This is a genomic window from Pseudomonas sp. NPDC088444 (assembly GCF_044900175.1).
Lineage (GTDB): Bacteria > Pseudomonadota > Gammaproteobacteria > Pseudomonadales > Pseudomonadaceae > Aquipseudomonas.
This window is the reverse complement of the sequence record NZ_JBJDNK010000002.1, coordinates 543,737-557,975: the sequence shown is the minus strand read 5'-3', so window position 1 is coordinate 557,975 and position 14,239 is coordinate 543,737. Positions and strand designations below refer to the sequence as shown.

Here is a 14,239-nt window from a genome sequence, read left to right as displayed (position 1 = left end):
CAGCGTGTAATCCCGCTGACTGCGCCTTTTTCCCGAATCCATTGGTTCCTCCTGAGGAAAGGTCAGAAGGTGTAAACCTTATTCAGGACGGGACATCACCCACAAAAAAGCCGCCCAGTGGCGGCTTTCTTTTGTGCCGTCACGTGCCTCAGAGCCAAGCTTTGATCTGAACGCTTATAGCATGGGTGGAAATACCATAGCGATCATGCAAGGTCGGCAGGGCGCCAGCGTCAAGGAAGGCGTCGGGCAGGGCAATCTGGCGGAATGTCGGCGTTATGCCATTGCGCAGCAGCAGGCCTGCCACGGCTTCGCCCAGTCCGCCGATAATCGAATGGTTTTCAGCCGTCACCACCAGCCGCCCTGACTTGCGTGCTTCGGCCAAAATCGCCTGCTCATCCAGCGGTTTGATGGTCGGCACGTGCAGCACCGCTACGTCGACACCGTCCTTTTGCAACTGTGCAGCGGCTTCCAGCGAGCGCATGGTCATAAGTCCCGTGGAAATGATCAGCACGTCCTTGCCGGTGCGCAGGGTCTTGGCCTTGCCGATCTCGAACTTGTAACCGTACTCATCCAATACCAACGGCACATTGCCGCGTAGCAGACGCATATACACCGGACCTTGGTGGGCAGCGATGGCGGGTACGGCCTGTTCGATTTCCAGGGCGTCGCACGGATCGACGATCATCAAGTTAGGCATGGCGCGAAAGATCGCGAGATCGTCCGTGGCCTGGTGGCTGGGGCCGTACCCGGTGGTCAGTCCTGGCAGACCGCAGACGATTTTGACGTTGAGGTTCTCCTCGGCAATGGCCATGCAGATGAAGTCGTAGGCGCGGCGCGAGGCGAACACGGCATAGGTCGTGGCGAACGGCACGCATCCTTCGCGAGCCATACCGGCAGCGGCGCTCATCAGCAGTTGCTCGGCCATGCCCATCTGGTAGAAGCGATCCGGGTGAGCTTTGGCGAAGATGTGCAGATCCGTGTATTTCGACAGATCGGCCGACAGCCCGACGATGTCCGAACGCTGCTCAGCCAGCGCAGCCAGCGCATGGCCAAAAGGCGCAGAACGAGTGGCCTGACCTTCAGCGGCAATAGAGGCAATCATCGCGGAAGTAGTCAGGCGCTTCTTGCCTGCTTCGGGGGTATTTACACGGCTCATAAGGTTCTCCCGAGCTTCAGGTTATTCAAGGCCAGATCCCATTCGTTTTCATCCACTCGAATGAAGTGGGTTTTCTCGCGGGTTTCGAGGAAGTCCACACCCTTGCCCATCTTGGTGTCGCAGATGATGACCCGAGGCTGGGGACCTTGATGATTACGCGCGGCGTCAAACGCAGTGACCAAGGCGCTGATTTCGTTGCCGTCTACCCGCTGGGTGAACCAGCCAAAGGCCTGCCAGCGTTCGACGATGGGCTCGAACGCCAGCACTTCGCTGGAGTGGCCATCCGCTTGCTGGTTGTTGACGTCGATGATCGCGATCAGGTTGTCGAGTTTCCAGTGCGAAGCCGACATCGCCGCTTCCCAGGTCGAACCTTCGTTCAACTCGCCGTCGGATAGCAGGTTGTAGACGAACGAGTCGGATTTTTTGCGTTTGAGCCCAAGGCACGCACCCACCGCGATGCCCAGGCCATGGCCGAGGGAACCGCCGGTGATTTCCATACCCGGCGTGTAGGCCGCCATACCCGACATCGGCAGGCGGCTGTCGTCCGAACCGTAGGTTTCCAGTTCGTCGAGTGGAATCACTTCGGCTTCAATGAGCGCCGCATACAGGGCGATGGCGTAGTGACCGATCGAGAGATAGAAGCGGTCGCGTTTTTCCCACTCAGGGTTTTGCGGCTGATAGCGCAGCGCGTGGAAGTACGACACCGCCAGTAGGTCGGCGGCGCCGAGGGCTTGGCCGACGTAACCTTGGCCTTGCACCTTGCCCATGCGCAGGGCATGGCGACGGATGTTATGGGCGCGCTCTGCCAGAGCCGAAAGCGCGGTGTTTGGGACGTTGACAGTCATGGTGACGACTCCGTGGACTTAATGATTGACCGAAGCGGCGGGGATGCGCAGGACCAGCGAGGCCCCGATTAACAGCACGCCGGTGATCAGGTACATGCCGATGGCGCTCGAACCGGTTGTGGTTGTGATCCAACCGATCAGGTAGGGCGAGCAGAATCCGGCGAGGTTGGCGAAGCTGTTGATCCCTGCGATGCCCGCTGCAGCGGAAACCCCGCCGAGCAAGGTGGTGGGTAGCATCCAGAACAGTGACGACGCCGAGAGCACCCCGGCAGCGGCCAGGCACAGGCTGAGCACCGACAGCAGCAGGTTGCCGCCTAGCAAGGCCGCGAAGGTCAGGCCAATGGCGCCGGCGATCATCGGCGCAACCAGGTGCCAGCGGCGTTCGCGATGCTTGTCACCACTGCGGCCCATCAACAGCATGGCGGCGATGGCGCACATGTAGGGCAGGCTGGTCAGCAGGCCTATGTGCAGTGGGTCCGATACTCCGGCGTTGCGGATCAGCGTCGGCAGCCAAAACGTGATGGCGTACTGGCCCATGACCACACAGAAGTAGATGCACGCCAACAGCCACAGACGGCGGTCACGGATGAACTCCCGCGGCGAGGCGTGGGTAACCTTGCGGCTGTTGTCCTCGGCCAGCTCCTTGTTGACCAGTTCTTTTTCGTCCTCGCTAAGCCAGGTCGCCTGATGCACACCGTCTTTCAAATAGCCCAGCACCATGAGGCCTACGACAACAGTCGGGATGGCTTCGATGACAAACATCCACTGCCAACCCGCCCAGCCATGAAAGCCTGCGAAGCTGTTCATGATCCAGCCCGACAGCGGGCCGCCAATCATGCCCGACAGGGGAATAGCGACGAACCAAAGAACCGTCATCTTCGCGCGGCGATAGGATGGGAACCAGTAGGTCAGGTACAGCAACAAGCCTGGTGCCAGACCCGCTTCTGCGATCCCCAACAGGAAGCGCAGGGCGTAAAACTGCCAGGCGGTTTCGACGAAGGCGAACAAGGCGGAAATGATCCCCCACGAAATCATGATCCGGGCGATCCAGCGGCGTGCGCCGACCTTGTGCAGGATCAGATTGCTGGGCACTTCACAGAGGAAATAACCAATGAAGAACATGCCTGCGCCAAGGCCGTATACGGTCTCGCTGAGGGACAGGTCGTTCATCATTTGCAGCTTGGCGAAGCCGACATTGACGCGGTCCAGATACGCGCACAGGTAGCACAGCATCAGAAAGGGCATCAGGCGCCAGGCGGTCTTGCGATAAGCGTTTGAACGGACGGCCGAAACCGCGTCCAAGGTCATGGTGGTCATCATGATGGTCTGATCTCTTGTTTTTATAGACCACCAGGCGATCAGGCCTGGCGGATCATTGATCCAGAACAATGCGGGCCGTCGCCGACCCACCCACTGAGTCTCAGTGAATCAGCATTCCGCCGTTGACATCGAGCGTGATACCCGTGAGATAGGAGGATAAGTCGCTTGCCAGGAATAACGCGGCGTTGGCGACGTCCTGCGCAGCTCCCAGACGGCCCAGTGGAATATCTTCGATGATTGCGTGACGACGTTCGTCCTGCATCAAACCACCGGTGATGTCAGTGTGGATCAAGCCGGGTGCAATGGAGTTGACGCGAATCTGGTCAGGGCCAAATTCCCGCGCCATGGCCTTGCCCAAACCCAGTACACCGGCCTTGGCCGCACTGTAATGAGGACCACCGAAGATGCCGCCACCACGCTGGGCGGAAACCGAGGACATGCACACGATGCTGCCAGAAGACTGGACGCGCATGGTTGGGATGACCGCTTGAGACATCAGCAGCGTGCCGCGCAGGCTGACATCCAGCACCTTGTCGTAATCGCTGTGTTTGATGTCCAGTGTCTTGATCGGTTGGGTGATTCCCGCGTTATTGACCAAAACGTCAATGCGGCCGAAGTGTTCCAAAACCTTGGCGACAGCGACTTTCACCTGCGACTCATCTGCCACGTTGGCACCCAAGCCCAGATGGCCTTCGCCAAGTGCAGCGGCGGCATCGCGTGCTGCAGACTCATCGAGATCCAGGATTACGACGCGAGCACCGTGGTGCGCGAATGTGACGGCAGTGGCACGACCGATTCCGCGTTCGGAAGCTGCGCCAGTGATGATTGCGACTTTGCCTTGAAGAAGCATGGGAGATACCTCTGATTGTTTTTATGATTCGATTCAACGATCGATGGGGCCAGAGTGTTCTCCGCGCGGGGGCTGAGCAATGGCGCAACACTCACTAGTGCATGAAAAAAATTCAGCACTCGCAAAGACAGGAGGGCGATGGTTGAATGAGCCCATTCCGAAACCGCATAAAAAAATAAGGGTTCAGCCGCATGCCCACTGACGACACATCGCCCGCGAACCTGCCACCGCTGAGAGCCATTCAAGCCTTCGAGCAAACCGCTCGATTTGGTAATTTAGCCCGAGCAGCCGAAGTGCTGGACCTGACGCCCTCGGCCATAAGTCATCAACTCGCCAAACTGGAGGCGATGATCGGTCGACAGCTGTTCATCAGGGCGGCGCGCGGGGTGACCCTGACCCCTGTTGGCGAGCAGTATCTCAAGGACATTTCGGGACTGCTGCACAGCCTGGAAGTCGCCACTGAACGGGCGACAAGCGATGTCAGCCTGGATTGCCTCAGGCTCCACTCATCCCCCAGCTTCGGTCTGCTGTGGATAATGCCGAGACTGGAAGCGTTTCGACTGAGCCACCCGGATATCCAGATCAACCTCTCATGCTCCTACGAGTCCCTACATTTCAGCCGGGACAAGATTGATGTCGATATCCGCCACGGCGAGCCGAACTGGCCCAGTTATGAGGTCCGTACCGTTCGCAACGAGAGCTTTGCTGTACTGGCGTCGCCAAAACTGCTGGCACGCAGACCTATAAGGAGCGCACAAGATCTGCTCGGTAGCGACTTGATCCTGTCCGAAGCGACACTGCTGAAGTGGCCAGCCTGGTTTGCCCAGCACGGCCTTGCTCGGCCGGAACAGCCCTATACGTTGAGCTTCGACCGTTCCTACATGAGCCTTGAAGCCGCCTGCTACGGCTTGGGCTTCGCGCTCGAAAGTTCGTTATTGGCCCAGAAGTATCTGGCCAGCGGGGAACTGGTGGAGGTATCACCGCAGACACTGAGTGCGCCCGTGGCGGCCCACCACCTGGTATTTCCCAAGGCCCACTCCAGCTTCCCTCGTGTCAGGCGTTTTCTGGAGTGGATGGAGGGCGAGCTAGGGCACCGGTTCGACTTCTGAGTGCCGCTTTACTCAACCTAGATTAGCGAGCCAGTCAGAAACACGATCGCCACTGCTCATGCCCGGCTGTACCAGCCCATTAATCATGAATGTCGGCCCAGGAACACCTCGAAAACGCGAGGGCCATTTCCCCAGGCAAGTACATCCGATTGCATGGGTCGATTCTCCAGTTGTTGCTTGCCTGCGAGCAGGCTGGCATCACCACCTTTGTACCGAACCCCCTGACATCAGGCAGCGAAGCCGAAGGCCGATATGGCAAGCAGGACTTCATCTACCTTGCCGCATCGGACGAGTATCGATGCCCTGCGGGAGAGTTGCTGACCCGGCGGCATTGCTCAGTGAAAGACAGCATGTTATTGCTCTGTTATGACTTCTCGGGATGCCAGTCCTGCTCAATGCACAAGCAATGTACGACCGGGAAGGAACGCCGGGTAAAGCGCTGGGAACATGAAGCCGTAGCCGGATTCTGAGACGTCTGTTTGAATGGCGACCGCTTGACCGCCTGCTGCTTCGATATCTCTGACGACCTGTGCAGCTCTGCCATATCGCTGGCATAGTCGACCACCAACTTGGCGCCTTCTGCGCCGAAGCCTCTGGCGATATCGGCCCCGATACCTTTCGACGCGCCGGTGATAAGCACAACCTTTTCATGAAATCTGGGCATTGGACTTCTCGCTCGTTCAGCGTGGCCCTGGCGCGCAGGCGATAGCTGTTAACGCCGGGCCATATGGATAGACGGTAAGGGTCAGGCGTCAGCGAATGCGTCGCCGAACATGGGATGACCGCCCAATGATTCAGCCTCGCTGGCCTCGTTCTGAATCACGTCCCAGTGCTCGACCATCCGCCCATCGACGACGCGCAGAAGGTCCATGGTGATCCAGTTTCGCGGGTGGCCTGTGTTGCTGAAGCGGCCATGCAGCATGACCAGATCGCCCTTGGCCATGGCGACAGCGTTTTCGTACACCAGATCGTTTGCAACTTGGTCGAACAGGCCTTGGCGTCCAGGCGGGACTAAGGCACTGTGCTGGATGTAATGCTCCGACCAGTAGTTTTTGGCCGCTTCAAAGTCCTTGCGATTGAATAGGGTCTCGAAACCATCGAGTACTCGCTGAAGGTTCTGCTGCTCTTGCTCTGTCATCAAATTTCACCTGACGGGAAGGCGGCAATGGCCGCCCTATCACAAAAGGGGTGGTGGCTTCGGTACTTCAGCTCTGATAGCCAGGCTTCACCGAGAAAATCTCGTCTGTGAAAGCCGGCAGATCTGCCAATCCGTTCGGGTTCAGGGCCTGGGCTGCCGCCACCACGTTGAGTGACTCGCGCAGCAGTTTGATTTTTCCGTTTTCAGCCACCAAGCGCGCCGCAAACAAGTGGTGAATCAAGCGTCCGGTCCCTGCCGCAGTGGTATGCGCGGTGTATTCGGCGAAAACCTGATCCGGTGTTTCGATCAATACGTGGGTGTCTTCAGGCTTGAAGGCGAAGTCTGGGTAAAGCTGCTTGACCAGATCGTAGAAACCTTCAATCGCGGCGGCGCCTTCAAAGCGCGACTCAATGCCGACCGAGTGCAGGAATGGCAGTTCCACGGCGCCGTCCTCCGCGAACAACGCGGCGACTTTCTTGCCATCCGGGATGGCCGCGAGTACGTCTAGCAGCAGTGCTTTTGCGTCTTTCATGGTGTCTCTCCTCAACAAATGATTGGGGTGGGCTCTCAGGGCTGCAACAAGCGCTCAGGGCCAGAGGCGCGGAGCGGGTTGAGCCAGGGACAGATAGGGACGAAGTGCGTCAACGGCCTGCTCGAAGGCGTGCCAGTGGGCGATATCGGGCAGTGAGGGCAGGGTTATGACTTCTCCTGCGTCCAGTGCGGCGAGCGAGGCGTCGACCATGTCCGCTGCGGACATGACAATGCTGTCGGGCAGGTTGCTGACGGGCAGGCCTGCTGCATCCCAGAACTGTGTGGAAGTGGCGCCTGGCAGCACGGCCTGAACACGAATGTTCTTGTCATGCAGTTCATGGTGCAGGGATTGCGTCAGCGCCATGACGAAGGCCTTGCTGCCGCCATACACTCCGTTGAGTATGTCGGGGGCCAGAGCAACGATAGAGGCAATGTTGACGACGGTGCCCTCACCACGCGCAACCATGCCTGGTATGACTGCGTAAGTCAGGCGCATCACGGCGGTGACGTTAAGTGCAACCATTCGGGTCATTTCGTCGACATCAGCCTGCACCAGCGGTGCGGTTGCACCGACACCGGCGTTGTTGACCAGCAGGGTGATACTCGCGTCCTGTTTGAGGATCTGCTCTATACGCAGCAGATCCGTCGGATCTGCAAGGTCGGCCGCAGCTACTTCTACCGCGCGGCCAGTTCGATCGCTGATCCGGGCAGCAGTCTGATTGAGTTTTGCACGGTTGCGAGCGACGAGGATCAGGTCGTAACCGCGGTCGGCCAAGCGTTCGGCGTAAATCTCTCCGATCCCGGTCGATGCACCGGTGACAACTGCTGTACCCTTTTGAGTCTTGAACATGATGTTTTCTCCGGTGGGATTGTGTTTGCCTGACCGCAAAAGTACGCACCACCGCCCAAGTGCGAAATGTCGCAGACACAGCGTTTTTGGCCATTTACCCAGGAGCGAGTCATGCAACGAGTCGGCTTTATCGTCTATCCCGACTTTCAGTCCATCGGGCTGGCAGCCTCCACCGTGTTCGAGATTGCCAACCTCACGAACGGCACGCCGGTCTACGAGGTTCAGGTGATTTCCGAAGCGGGAGGGCGGGTCAACGGTTCGGCTGCTGTATCGGTGGATAGCACCCCCCTGGTGCTTGAACACTTCGATACGTTGATCGTGTGCGGTGGCACTGCACTACCCTCTGGCAGTCCCGCGATGCTTGCGTTTATCCAGCAGTCAGTCGGTGAGGTTCGCCGCATGGCGTCCATATGCACCGGGGCGTTCATCCTGGCCCAAGCCGGCGTATTGAACGGCCGAAGGGCGACGACGCATTGGCTGCTCGCCAGAGAGCTGCAATCGAGCTATCCCGAGATCTCTGTCGAAGAAGACCGTATCTTCATTACCGACGGCAACGTCTGGACCTCCGCTGGCATGACTGCGGGTATCGACATGGCATTGGCGATGGTCGAGAAAGACCTGGGCGTGGATGTCGCTCGCTCGGTGGCGCAGAAGCTGGTGATCTACCACCGACGGGCCGGGGGACAATCGCAGCATTCCGCCTTGCTGGAAATCGAACCCAAATCCGACCGGATTCAGACCGCACTGGATTTCGCCAAGCGCAACCTGCACACACCGCTGACCATCGAACAACTGGCAGAGGCGGCTCATCTGAGCTTGCGCCAGTTCAATCGTAGCTTCCAATTGGAAACAGGCATGACGCCGGCCAAAGCGGTGGAGAAACTTCGGGTTGAAGCTGCTCAACTACTGCTTGAGCAGGCCCGTCATCCCCTGGAGGTGATCGCTAGGGAAACGGGCTTCATGGATCGCGAGCGAATGCGGCGAGCGTTCGTGCGCGTACTGGGAATGTCGCCGCAAGATTTGAAAAAAGTGCAGAAACGGGCAAGTTCGATGGGGGGGTAGTCGAAAACATCGCGAGGGCATGTGGCCTTCTAGTGTCTTGTGATGTCAAGTCACATCCCGTCCTGTTCCGGGCAGTGTCCGCTTCTGGCTGATATCTGCCAGTCGCTAACCTACTATCTGCACAGAAATATCGTCGGCAAGCGAGACATTTGGCAGGCAATAAACGTCACCTATACCCAGAAGACCCGCCGGCGGGAGACTCGTAAGCGTGGAGATGTATTGGATCAGGTACTCAGCTTCGGCCAGCGGCTTTACCACCTGGACGTGATGGGCCGCGGAATTCACCCGGATGACGAACTCAAGCAAATCGTCGCCCTTGAGCAGTTGAGCCACTGGAATCCATCCTCCCTGAAGCTCGATGTCTTGAATGCTGGTTTTCTGGTGAAGGTCAGTGTCGGAGTACTTACACGTCAACCAGCATTTGAATGCTAGCCCTGTGATTGAAGTCCTGAGGCAGGCAGATTCATGAGGAGATGTATGTGCACCGACAACTGCCATGACTTCTAACAAAAGGTCGCCCTTGTTCAGCCAATCGGCGGAATGGCTGATCATAGGAGGGGGTGCGAGGCCATTAGCTAGCTTTCTGCGCGTGATACAGTCATGACAAGGTGTAGCTGAAAGCAGGCTCAAGCCAGTTGGGGGGATCACGGTCAAGCTGATTTGCGCTATGCCCAGCCGCAACGTCCAGCAGCTTTTTAACCAGCAGATCCGGAGCACTCATCATTGCGTTGTGGCCAGTGGCGATCTCGGTCCACGCCCAGTCCGGCCGTGCTTGGACACGCGCCCGGCTGCGTGCAAGTGGTTCATACGACGGAGTGGAGCAATACACGTATATTTTGGGTACGTTCATCTCTGAAGCGTTTGGCGCTACCAGCGAGTCCTCGTAGGTCTTCAGCGGATGCGGTGTGCAACGGGCCTCGATCAACGCCTTGTGATCTTGCGATACCACGCCGAATGATTCAGCAGTTGGCACCGGTATTGAATGACCCTGTCCGAATCGGAGGGCATTGGTTAAATGGGCGCTCACTCGTGAAGGCGGCAAATGGCAAAAAACGTTCTCGCCATGATCCAACACCAATGCATCGAGCATGACGAGACATCGAAGGTCTTTGGAGCATCGACTTGCAGCACCCATAGCAGGCACTCCGCCGTAGCTGTGCCCGACCAGCACAACGTCCGACAGACCTTCGTATTCGATGACGTTCGTAACGTCTTGTATGTGGGTTTGCAGCCCAACTTCCGCATTCAACAGATGCGAACGCTCACCCAATCCGGTCAACGTCGGTGCATAAACCTTATGACCCAGTGCGCGCAGTTGATGAACCACGCTATCCCAACACCATCCGCCGTGCCACGCGCCATGAACAAGCACAAATGTCATGGGGCTTGAATGTTCGATCTTTGTGTTATTCATCTCAGGCTTCCTGATGCGCCCAGAAGCGCAGTGCGATCACGGCACTGATGGCCATTACGAAGAGAATGAGGATGACGCACGCGGGCCAGCCGCCCATGGCGTAAGCGAAACCCGGTACATAAGCGCCCACGCTGCCGCCTGCGTAGTAGGCACACACGTAAAGTCCTGCCGCAGAAGACTTGGCTTTCGCAGCGACTTTGCCAAGGTTTGTACTTGCAGCGGAGTTGCCTACGAACACGCCCATTGAGATGAGCGCCAAGCCTAGAAAGGTCAACAGCAGGTAGGGTGTCAGTGTCAGCAGGAGACCGACCGCACTGGTCGTCAAAGCAATGATCAGCACTGTCCTGGAACCGATCTTGTCGATCCAACGGCCAGCGAAAGGCGTCGCAACCGCACCAAACAGGTTCAGTAAGAACATTGATCCGAGCTGCACAGTCGTGAGGTTGAATGGTGCACCGGCCAGGTGGAAGGTGATGAAGGTAAACACGGCAACGAAGACGAACAGCGTGTTAAAGCCGATGGCCCATACAGCGATGAGCGGAAGATTCTTAAAGTGGCCCAGCATCGCCTTGATGCCTTGGCCAAAATGACGTTGCGCCACAAAATTTTGCGACGCAGGCAGGAGTGCCCAAACCGCAAATCCACCCAAAACCAATAGCACTGACTGGGCTACGAAGGCGTAGTGCCAATCAGTCCACGTCGCTACGAAACCTGCGACTACTCGTCCGGACACGCTTCCGAGAACGTTCCCTGCGATGTATGCAGATGTGGCTAGCCCGGAGTTCGGTCCCTTCCACTCCTCTCCAAGGTAGGCAAGTGCCACGGAAAAAATCCCGGGGATGAACAAGCCCTGGAGAAATCGCCACACTATGAGCTGATTCAATGTGCTGGATGTCGCTGCGAGCGCCATAGGAATGGCCAGACCGAAGATGGCCACCACAATGACCCGTTTGCGACCGAGGGCATCGGCAATGAGCCCGATGATTGGCGCTGTCAGTGCCACAGCCAGGGTGGTGGCGGTGACAGTGATACTCACCGCTCCAACGGATGCCGAAAAGGCCTTTGCCAATAAGGGTAAAAGGGGTTGCGTGACATACACCGCCAGAAAAGGGCAAAAGCCACAGAGCGCGATTGCAAAAAGCTTGAGTGCGAGTTGCGTGGGCTGGGCGTTTGAAGGTGTCAGAAGATCTACAGATGCGCGGGTGTTCATGGTAGGAAACTTTCATCAGAAACAGATAGCTGCTAGCGTAATCTGACCTGTTATCGATGTGCGGCCAAGGACTATCGCGGAAATGCCAATTGCGTCTTACCCTAATTCACCTCCATCGGTTGAAACGGAGGTATCGCTCCTATCGCGCAGCTATCGACGTGGCACACAGCTGGGCTATCACGTGCATCGGCAAGGTCAGCTGCTTTATGCCTACCGAGGCTTGATGCAGGTCACGACCCTTTCCGGGCGATGGCTGGTTCCTCCGCAGCGCGCTGTATGGTTGCCGGCGTTTCGGGAGCATGCGATCGATGTCCTCGCTGACATCGAGATGAGAACCTTCTTCGTCGAGTCCTCACGAATCGTTAGACAATGTGGTGAAACAGCCTTGCAGGATGAGTTTGTGATTGAGGTCAACCCGCTTTTACGCGAGTCAATTCTGGCAATGTTTCAGCCCAATCTCACGGCTCAGCGACTCGACTTGCTCTCACATATCGCTTTATTGGAATTGCCGGAGGCAGGCGATGCAACGACGTTCATTCCAATGCCAACCGATCCTCGCGCGCGCCGTGTCGCTGAGCTTGCGCTTGAAGACATTCGGGGCATCAGGGATATCGACGAGCTGGCTACCGAAGCAGGTTCCTCGACTAGAACGATTGCCCGGCTATTCGTGGCAGAGACAGACATTACCTTCAAGAAATGGCGGCAGCGTGCGCGGATACTGGCAGCACTCCAGATGCTTAATGTGGACAAGATGATGATCAAACAGATCGCTCATCGCACAGGGTATGCGAGCGTTGCAGCATTCAGCGCAGCTTTCATGAAGGTGATGGGAATGACTCCGTCTGAATTTCAAGCCCACATCGGAAATTGAGACGCGACTTGTTTGCTGCAGGTTGATTTGAGAGCTATCGGAGCCGGCCGCCCGGAGGGTGCGGAGGACTAAACCCGTTCCCGTTGAGCCGGTATGTATGCAGCATTCAGCGCAGGAATCTTGGCGAAGGTTTCCGCAATGAAGTCCATGAAAACGCTAGCTCGCTTCGGGAGTAATCGATTAGCCACGTAGAGGATCTGAACCGGGACAGGTGGTGCATTGAACTGGCCGAGAATGACCTGCAGGTCCCCCCTAGCCAGGCCTTTATCAAATAACCAGCGTGGCCCATGACCAATGCCTAAACTGGCTCCCACCGCAGTCTGGACTGCTTCCGGCGAATTTACCCTGAACCGCCCGTCCACTTCGACAACCTCGTCTTTGAAATGCCACGTCGTACGGGAGGATAAAAGCGTGTAGATCACGCATTGATGAGATTTGAGGCCATGTGGAGTGTCTGGGATACCATGCTGGGCAATGTACCCTTTGCTGGCCACACATACGCGTTCGAACCAACCAATACGACGAATTTTCAGAGCACTGTCTTCAAGATGGCCAATACGGATGGCCAGCTCGGCGCCTTCGTCCACCAGGTTGACGTAGCTGTCACTGATCTGCAAATCCAAGGACAACGCAGGGTATTGGTTTAGAAAAGCGGGAAGATGAGGTAGAAGAAAAGCATGCGCTAAAGCCGTTGGACAGGCAACGCGCAACAGCCCTGATGGGGCGACGTTGTCGCGCATCGCCGATTCGGATTCCGCGACGGCATCAAGAATGCGACGTACCTCGGCGTAATACCGTTGTCCCTCTGGCGTTAGCACAAGTTTGCGCGTGGATCTGTGCAGCAATCTCGTTTGCAGGTGTTCTTCCAGCGCCGCGACGTATCGGCTCACATTGGGCTGCCCTAGGCCGAGCTGGCGGCCCGCTGCGGAAAAGCTCCCTGTTTCCACCGCTCTCGCAAAGCACGACATCAACAAAAACCGGTCCACTCCCACCTCGCATTCATGCTGTCGTTGCATGAAGTATATACCGATTGGGCGTCTTATCAGTTGTATGGCATGAATGCACTCTGTCGCTGACTTCACATCTGCAACGCATCACACAGCGACAGGAGCATCTATGTCTCGTTTGAATGGCAAACGTACGCTTATTACCGGTGGTACCAGTGGTATTGGCCTTGAGACGGCCAAGCAGTTTCTCGCAGAAGGTGCCCGCGTCATTGTCACGGGAGTCAATCCCGAGTCCATCGCCAGAGCCAAAGCTGAGTTGGGTAGCGATGTTGCAGTATTCAGCGCGGATTCGGGCAACGTAGAAGCGCAACGCAAATTGGCGCGCTATGTCCAGGATCAATACGGCGAGCTGGACGTTGCATTTCTTAACGCCGGAGTGTCGGTGTGGGTACCGATTGAGCAGTGGACCGAAGAGCAGTTCGACCGGTCTTTTGCGATCAATGTCAAAGGCCCTTATTTCCTGATTCAAGCGCTATTGCCGGTGTTCGCTAACCCAGCTTCCGTGGTGCTAAACACCTCGATCAACGCGCATGTGGGTGCCCCGAGTTCCTCCGTGTACGCCGCTACGAAAGCAGCCTTGCTCAACATGTCCAAAACGCTTTCTGGTGAGCTTCTGTCTGCGGGTATCCGCATCAATGCGGTCAGTCCCGGGCCGGTGGATACGCCGCTGTACGACAAACTCGGCATCCCTGACGCGTACCGGGAGCAAGTGAACCAGCAAATCCTCTCTACCGTGCCATTTGGCCGCTTCGGCACGCCAGAAGAAGTTTCCAAGGCAGTGGTGTACCTGGCGTCGGATGAATCCAAGTGGACCGTAGGCACCGAGATCATCGTGGACGGCGGTCGCACGCTGAACGGCTGACTTTCACTTTTTTC

16 protein-coding genes and 2 pseudogenes are annotated in these 14,239 nt (G+C 57.3%); 6 read left to right on the top strand and 12 right to left on the bottom strand.

Annotated features, from left to right (window positions below; genetic code table 11):
• Window positions 1–148 precede the first annotated feature (148 nt).
• The 4 genes from ACI2KB_RS06990 to ACI2KB_RS06975 all read right to left on the bottom strand — a co-directional run bounded on the left by ACI2KB_RS06990 (window position 149) and on the right by ACI2KB_RS06975 (window position 4,171).
• On the bottom strand, window positions 149–1,156 hold the full coding sequence (locus ACI2KB_RS06990; protein ID WP_404632748.1) for a transketolase family protein: 1,008 nt from the start codon (window positions 1,154–1,156) through the stop codon (window positions 149–151).
• On the bottom strand, window positions 1,153–2,001 hold the full coding sequence (locus tag ACI2KB_RS06985) for a transketolase (RefSeq protein ID WP_404632746.1): 849 nt from the start codon (window positions 1,999–2,001) through the stop codon (window positions 1,153–1,155). The genes ACI2KB_RS06990 and ACI2KB_RS06985 overlap by 4 nt, the downstream gene beginning before the upstream one ends.
• Window positions 2,002–2,019: 18 nt before the next feature.
• The gene (locus ACI2KB_RS06980) at window positions 2,020–3,321 is read right to left on the bottom strand and encodes an MFS transporter (RefSeq protein WP_404632744.1); all 1,302 of its coding nucleotides are present in this window, start codon (window positions 3,319–3,321) and stop codon (window positions 2,020–2,022) included.
• 100 nt (window positions 3,322–3,421) lie between these two features.
• Window positions 3,422–4,171, bottom strand: coding sequence for an SDR family NAD(P)-dependent oxidoreductase (locus ACI2KB_RS06975; RefSeq protein WP_404632742.1), 750 nt, complete (start codon window positions 4,169–4,171; stop codon window positions 3,422–3,424).
• Between the two features lie 191 nt (window positions 4,172–4,362).
• Here ACI2KB_RS06975 and ACI2KB_RS06970 point away from each other — a divergent pair, with 191 nt between their 5' ends.
• Window positions 4,363–5,280, top strand: coding sequence for a LysR substrate-binding domain-containing protein (locus ACI2KB_RS06970; protein WP_404632740.1), 918 nt, complete (start codon window positions 4,363–4,365; stop codon window positions 5,278–5,280).
• Window positions 5,281–5,292: 12 nt separating this feature from the next.
• On the opposite strand, the pseudogene ACI2KB_RS06965 reads toward ACI2KB_RS06970, so the two are convergent.
• Window positions 5,293–5,379 (bottom strand): annotated as a pseudogene (locus tag ACI2KB_RS06965) (thioredoxin); the annotation flags it as partial.
• A gap of 74 nt (window positions 5,380–5,453) precedes the next feature.
• On the opposite strand from ACI2KB_RS06965, the pseudogene ACI2KB_RS06960 reads away from it, so the two are divergent.
• Window positions 5,454–5,604, top strand: a pseudogene (locus tag ACI2KB_RS06960) (IS5/IS1182 family transposase); the annotation flags it as partial.
• A 40-nt stretch (window positions 5,605–5,644) separates the two neighbouring features.
• Here ACI2KB_RS06960 and ACI2KB_RS06955 read toward each other — a convergent pair.
• The 4 genes from ACI2KB_RS06955 to ACI2KB_RS06940 all read right to left on the bottom strand — a co-directional run bounded on the left by ACI2KB_RS06955 (window position 5,645) and on the right by ACI2KB_RS06940 (window position 7,799).
• Entirely contained in the window at window positions 5,645–5,944 is a 300-nt protein-coding gene (locus ACI2KB_RS06955; protein WP_404632738.1) for an SDR family NAD(P)-dependent oxidoreductase, read from the bottom strand.
• 81 nt (window positions 5,945–6,025) lie between these two features.
• Complete coding sequence (locus ACI2KB_RS06950) at window positions 6,026–6,418, bottom strand: ester cyclase (protein ID WP_404632736.1); 393 nt, start codon at window positions 6,416–6,418, stop codon at window positions 6,026–6,028.
• 67 nt (window positions 6,419–6,485) lie between these two features.
• Window positions 6,486–6,950, bottom strand: coding sequence for a nuclear transport factor 2 family protein (locus tag ACI2KB_RS06945; RefSeq protein WP_404632734.1), 465 nt, complete (start codon window positions 6,948–6,950; stop codon window positions 6,486–6,488).
• 54 nt (window positions 6,951–7,004) lie between these two features.
• Window positions 7,005–7,799, bottom strand: coding sequence for an SDR family NAD(P)-dependent oxidoreductase (locus ACI2KB_RS06940; RefSeq protein WP_404632732.1), 795 nt, complete (start codon window positions 7,797–7,799; stop codon window positions 7,005–7,007).
• 111 nt (window positions 7,800–7,910) lie between these two features.
• Between ACI2KB_RS06940 and ACI2KB_RS06935 the strand changes: the two genes are divergently transcribed.
• Together ACI2KB_RS06935 and ACI2KB_RS06930 are read left to right on the top strand one after the other, a co-directional pair.
• Entirely contained in the window at window positions 7,911–8,861 is a 951-nt protein-coding gene (locus ACI2KB_RS06935) for a GlxA family transcriptional regulator (RefSeq protein ID WP_404632730.1), read from the top strand.
• 42 nt (window positions 8,862–8,903) lie between these two features.
• Window positions 8,904–9,293, top strand: coding sequence for a hypothetical protein (locus ACI2KB_RS06930; protein ID WP_404632728.1), 390 nt, complete (start codon window positions 8,904–8,906; stop codon window positions 9,291–9,293).
• A gap of 166 nt (window positions 9,294–9,459) precedes the next feature.
• On the opposite strand, the gene ACI2KB_RS06925 is transcribed toward ACI2KB_RS06930, so the two are convergent.
• Both ACI2KB_RS06925 and ACI2KB_RS06920 read right to left on the bottom strand, forming a co-directional pair.
• A complete protein-coding gene (locus tag ACI2KB_RS06925; protein ID WP_404632726.1) occupies window positions 9,460–10,275 on the bottom strand; it encodes an alpha/beta fold hydrolase in 816 nt (271 codons plus the stop codon).
• Between the two features lies 1 nt (window position 10,276).
• Window positions 10,277–11,485: an MFS transporter gene (locus ACI2KB_RS06920; RefSeq protein WP_404632724.1), complete on the bottom strand. Its 1,209-nt coding sequence runs from the start codon at window positions 11,483–11,485 to the stop codon at window positions 10,277–10,279.
• 223 nt (window positions 11,486–11,708) lie between these two features.
• Between ACI2KB_RS06920 and ACI2KB_RS06915 the strand changes: the two genes are divergently transcribed.
• Window positions 11,709–12,356, top strand: a complete 648-nt coding sequence (locus tag ACI2KB_RS06915) for a helix-turn-helix domain-containing protein (RefSeq protein WP_404632722.1) — start codon at window positions 11,709–11,711, stop codon at window positions 12,354–12,356.
• Window positions 12,357–12,424: 68 nt separating this feature from the next.
• On the opposite strand, the gene ACI2KB_RS06910 is transcribed toward ACI2KB_RS06915, so the two are convergent.
• The gene (locus ACI2KB_RS06910; protein WP_404632798.1) at window positions 12,425–13,342 is read right to left on the bottom strand and encodes a LysR family transcriptional regulator; all 918 of its coding nucleotides are present in this window, start codon (window positions 13,340–13,342) and stop codon (window positions 12,425–12,427) included.
• 130 nt (window positions 13,343–13,472) lie between these two features.
• Here ACI2KB_RS06910 and ACI2KB_RS06905 point away from each other — a divergent pair, with 130 nt between their 5' ends.
• Window positions 13,473–14,225 carry an SDR family oxidoreductase gene (locus ACI2KB_RS06905; RefSeq protein WP_404632720.1) on the top strand — a complete coding sequence of 251 codons (753 nt, stop codon included), beginning with the start codon at window positions 13,473–13,475 and terminating at the stop codon, window positions 14,223–14,225.
• Window positions 14,226–14,239: the final 14 nt, after the last annotated feature.

Coding starts and splice junctions, on each gene's coding strand:
- ACI2KB_RS06990 (WP_404632748.1), bottom strand. CDS start 1,156: ATGAGCCGTGTAAATACCCCCGAAGCAGGCAAGAAGCGCCTGACTACT.
- ACI2KB_RS06985 (WP_404632746.1), bottom strand. CDS start 2,001: ATGACTGTCAACGTCCCAAACACCGCGCTTTCGGCTCTGGCAGAGCGC.
- ACI2KB_RS06980 (WP_404632744.1), bottom strand. CDS start 3,321: ATGATGACCACCATGACCTTGGACGCGGTTTCGGCCGTCCGTTCAAAC.
- ACI2KB_RS06975 (WP_404632742.1), bottom strand. CDS start 4,171: ATGCTTCTTCAAGGCAAAGTCGCAATCATCACTGGCGCAGCTTCCGAA.
- ACI2KB_RS06970 (WP_404632740.1), top strand. CDS start 4,363: ATGCCCACTGACGACACATCGCCCGCGAACCTGCCACCGCTGAGAGCC.
- ACI2KB_RS06955 (WP_404632738.1), bottom strand. CDS start 5,944: ATGCCCAGATTTCATGAAAAGGTTGTGCTTATCACCGGCGCGTCGAAA.
- ACI2KB_RS06950 (WP_404632736.1), bottom strand. CDS start 6,418: ATGACAGAGCAAGAGCAGCAGAACCTTCAGCGAGTACTCGATGGTTTC.
- ACI2KB_RS06945 (WP_404632734.1), bottom strand. CDS start 6,950: ATGAAAGACGCAAAAGCACTGCTGCTAGACGTACTCGCGGCCATCCCG.
- ACI2KB_RS06940 (WP_404632732.1), bottom strand. CDS start 7,799: ATGTTCAAGACTCAAAAGGGTACAGCAGTTGTCACCGGTGCATCGACC.
- ACI2KB_RS06935 (WP_404632730.1), top strand. CDS start 7,911: ATGCAACGAGTCGGCTTTATCGTCTATCCCGACTTTCAGTCCATCGGG.
- ACI2KB_RS06930 (WP_404632728.1), top strand. CDS start 8,904: ATGTCAAGTCACATCCCGTCCTGTTCCGGGCAGTGTCCGCTTCTGGCT.
- ACI2KB_RS06925 (WP_404632726.1), bottom strand. CDS start 10,275: ATGAATAACACAAAGATCGAACATTCAAGCCCCATGACATTTGTGCTT.
- ACI2KB_RS06920 (WP_404632724.1), bottom strand. CDS start 11,485: ATGAACACCCGCGCATCTGTAGATCTTCTGACACCTTCAAACGCCCAG.
- ACI2KB_RS06915 (WP_404632722.1), top strand. CDS start 11,709: ATGCAGGTCACGACCCTTTCCGGGCGATGGCTGGTTCCTCCGCAGCGC.
- ACI2KB_RS06905 (WP_404632720.1), top strand. CDS start 13,473: ATGTCTCGTTTGAATGGCAAACGTACGCTTATTACCGGTGGTACCAGT.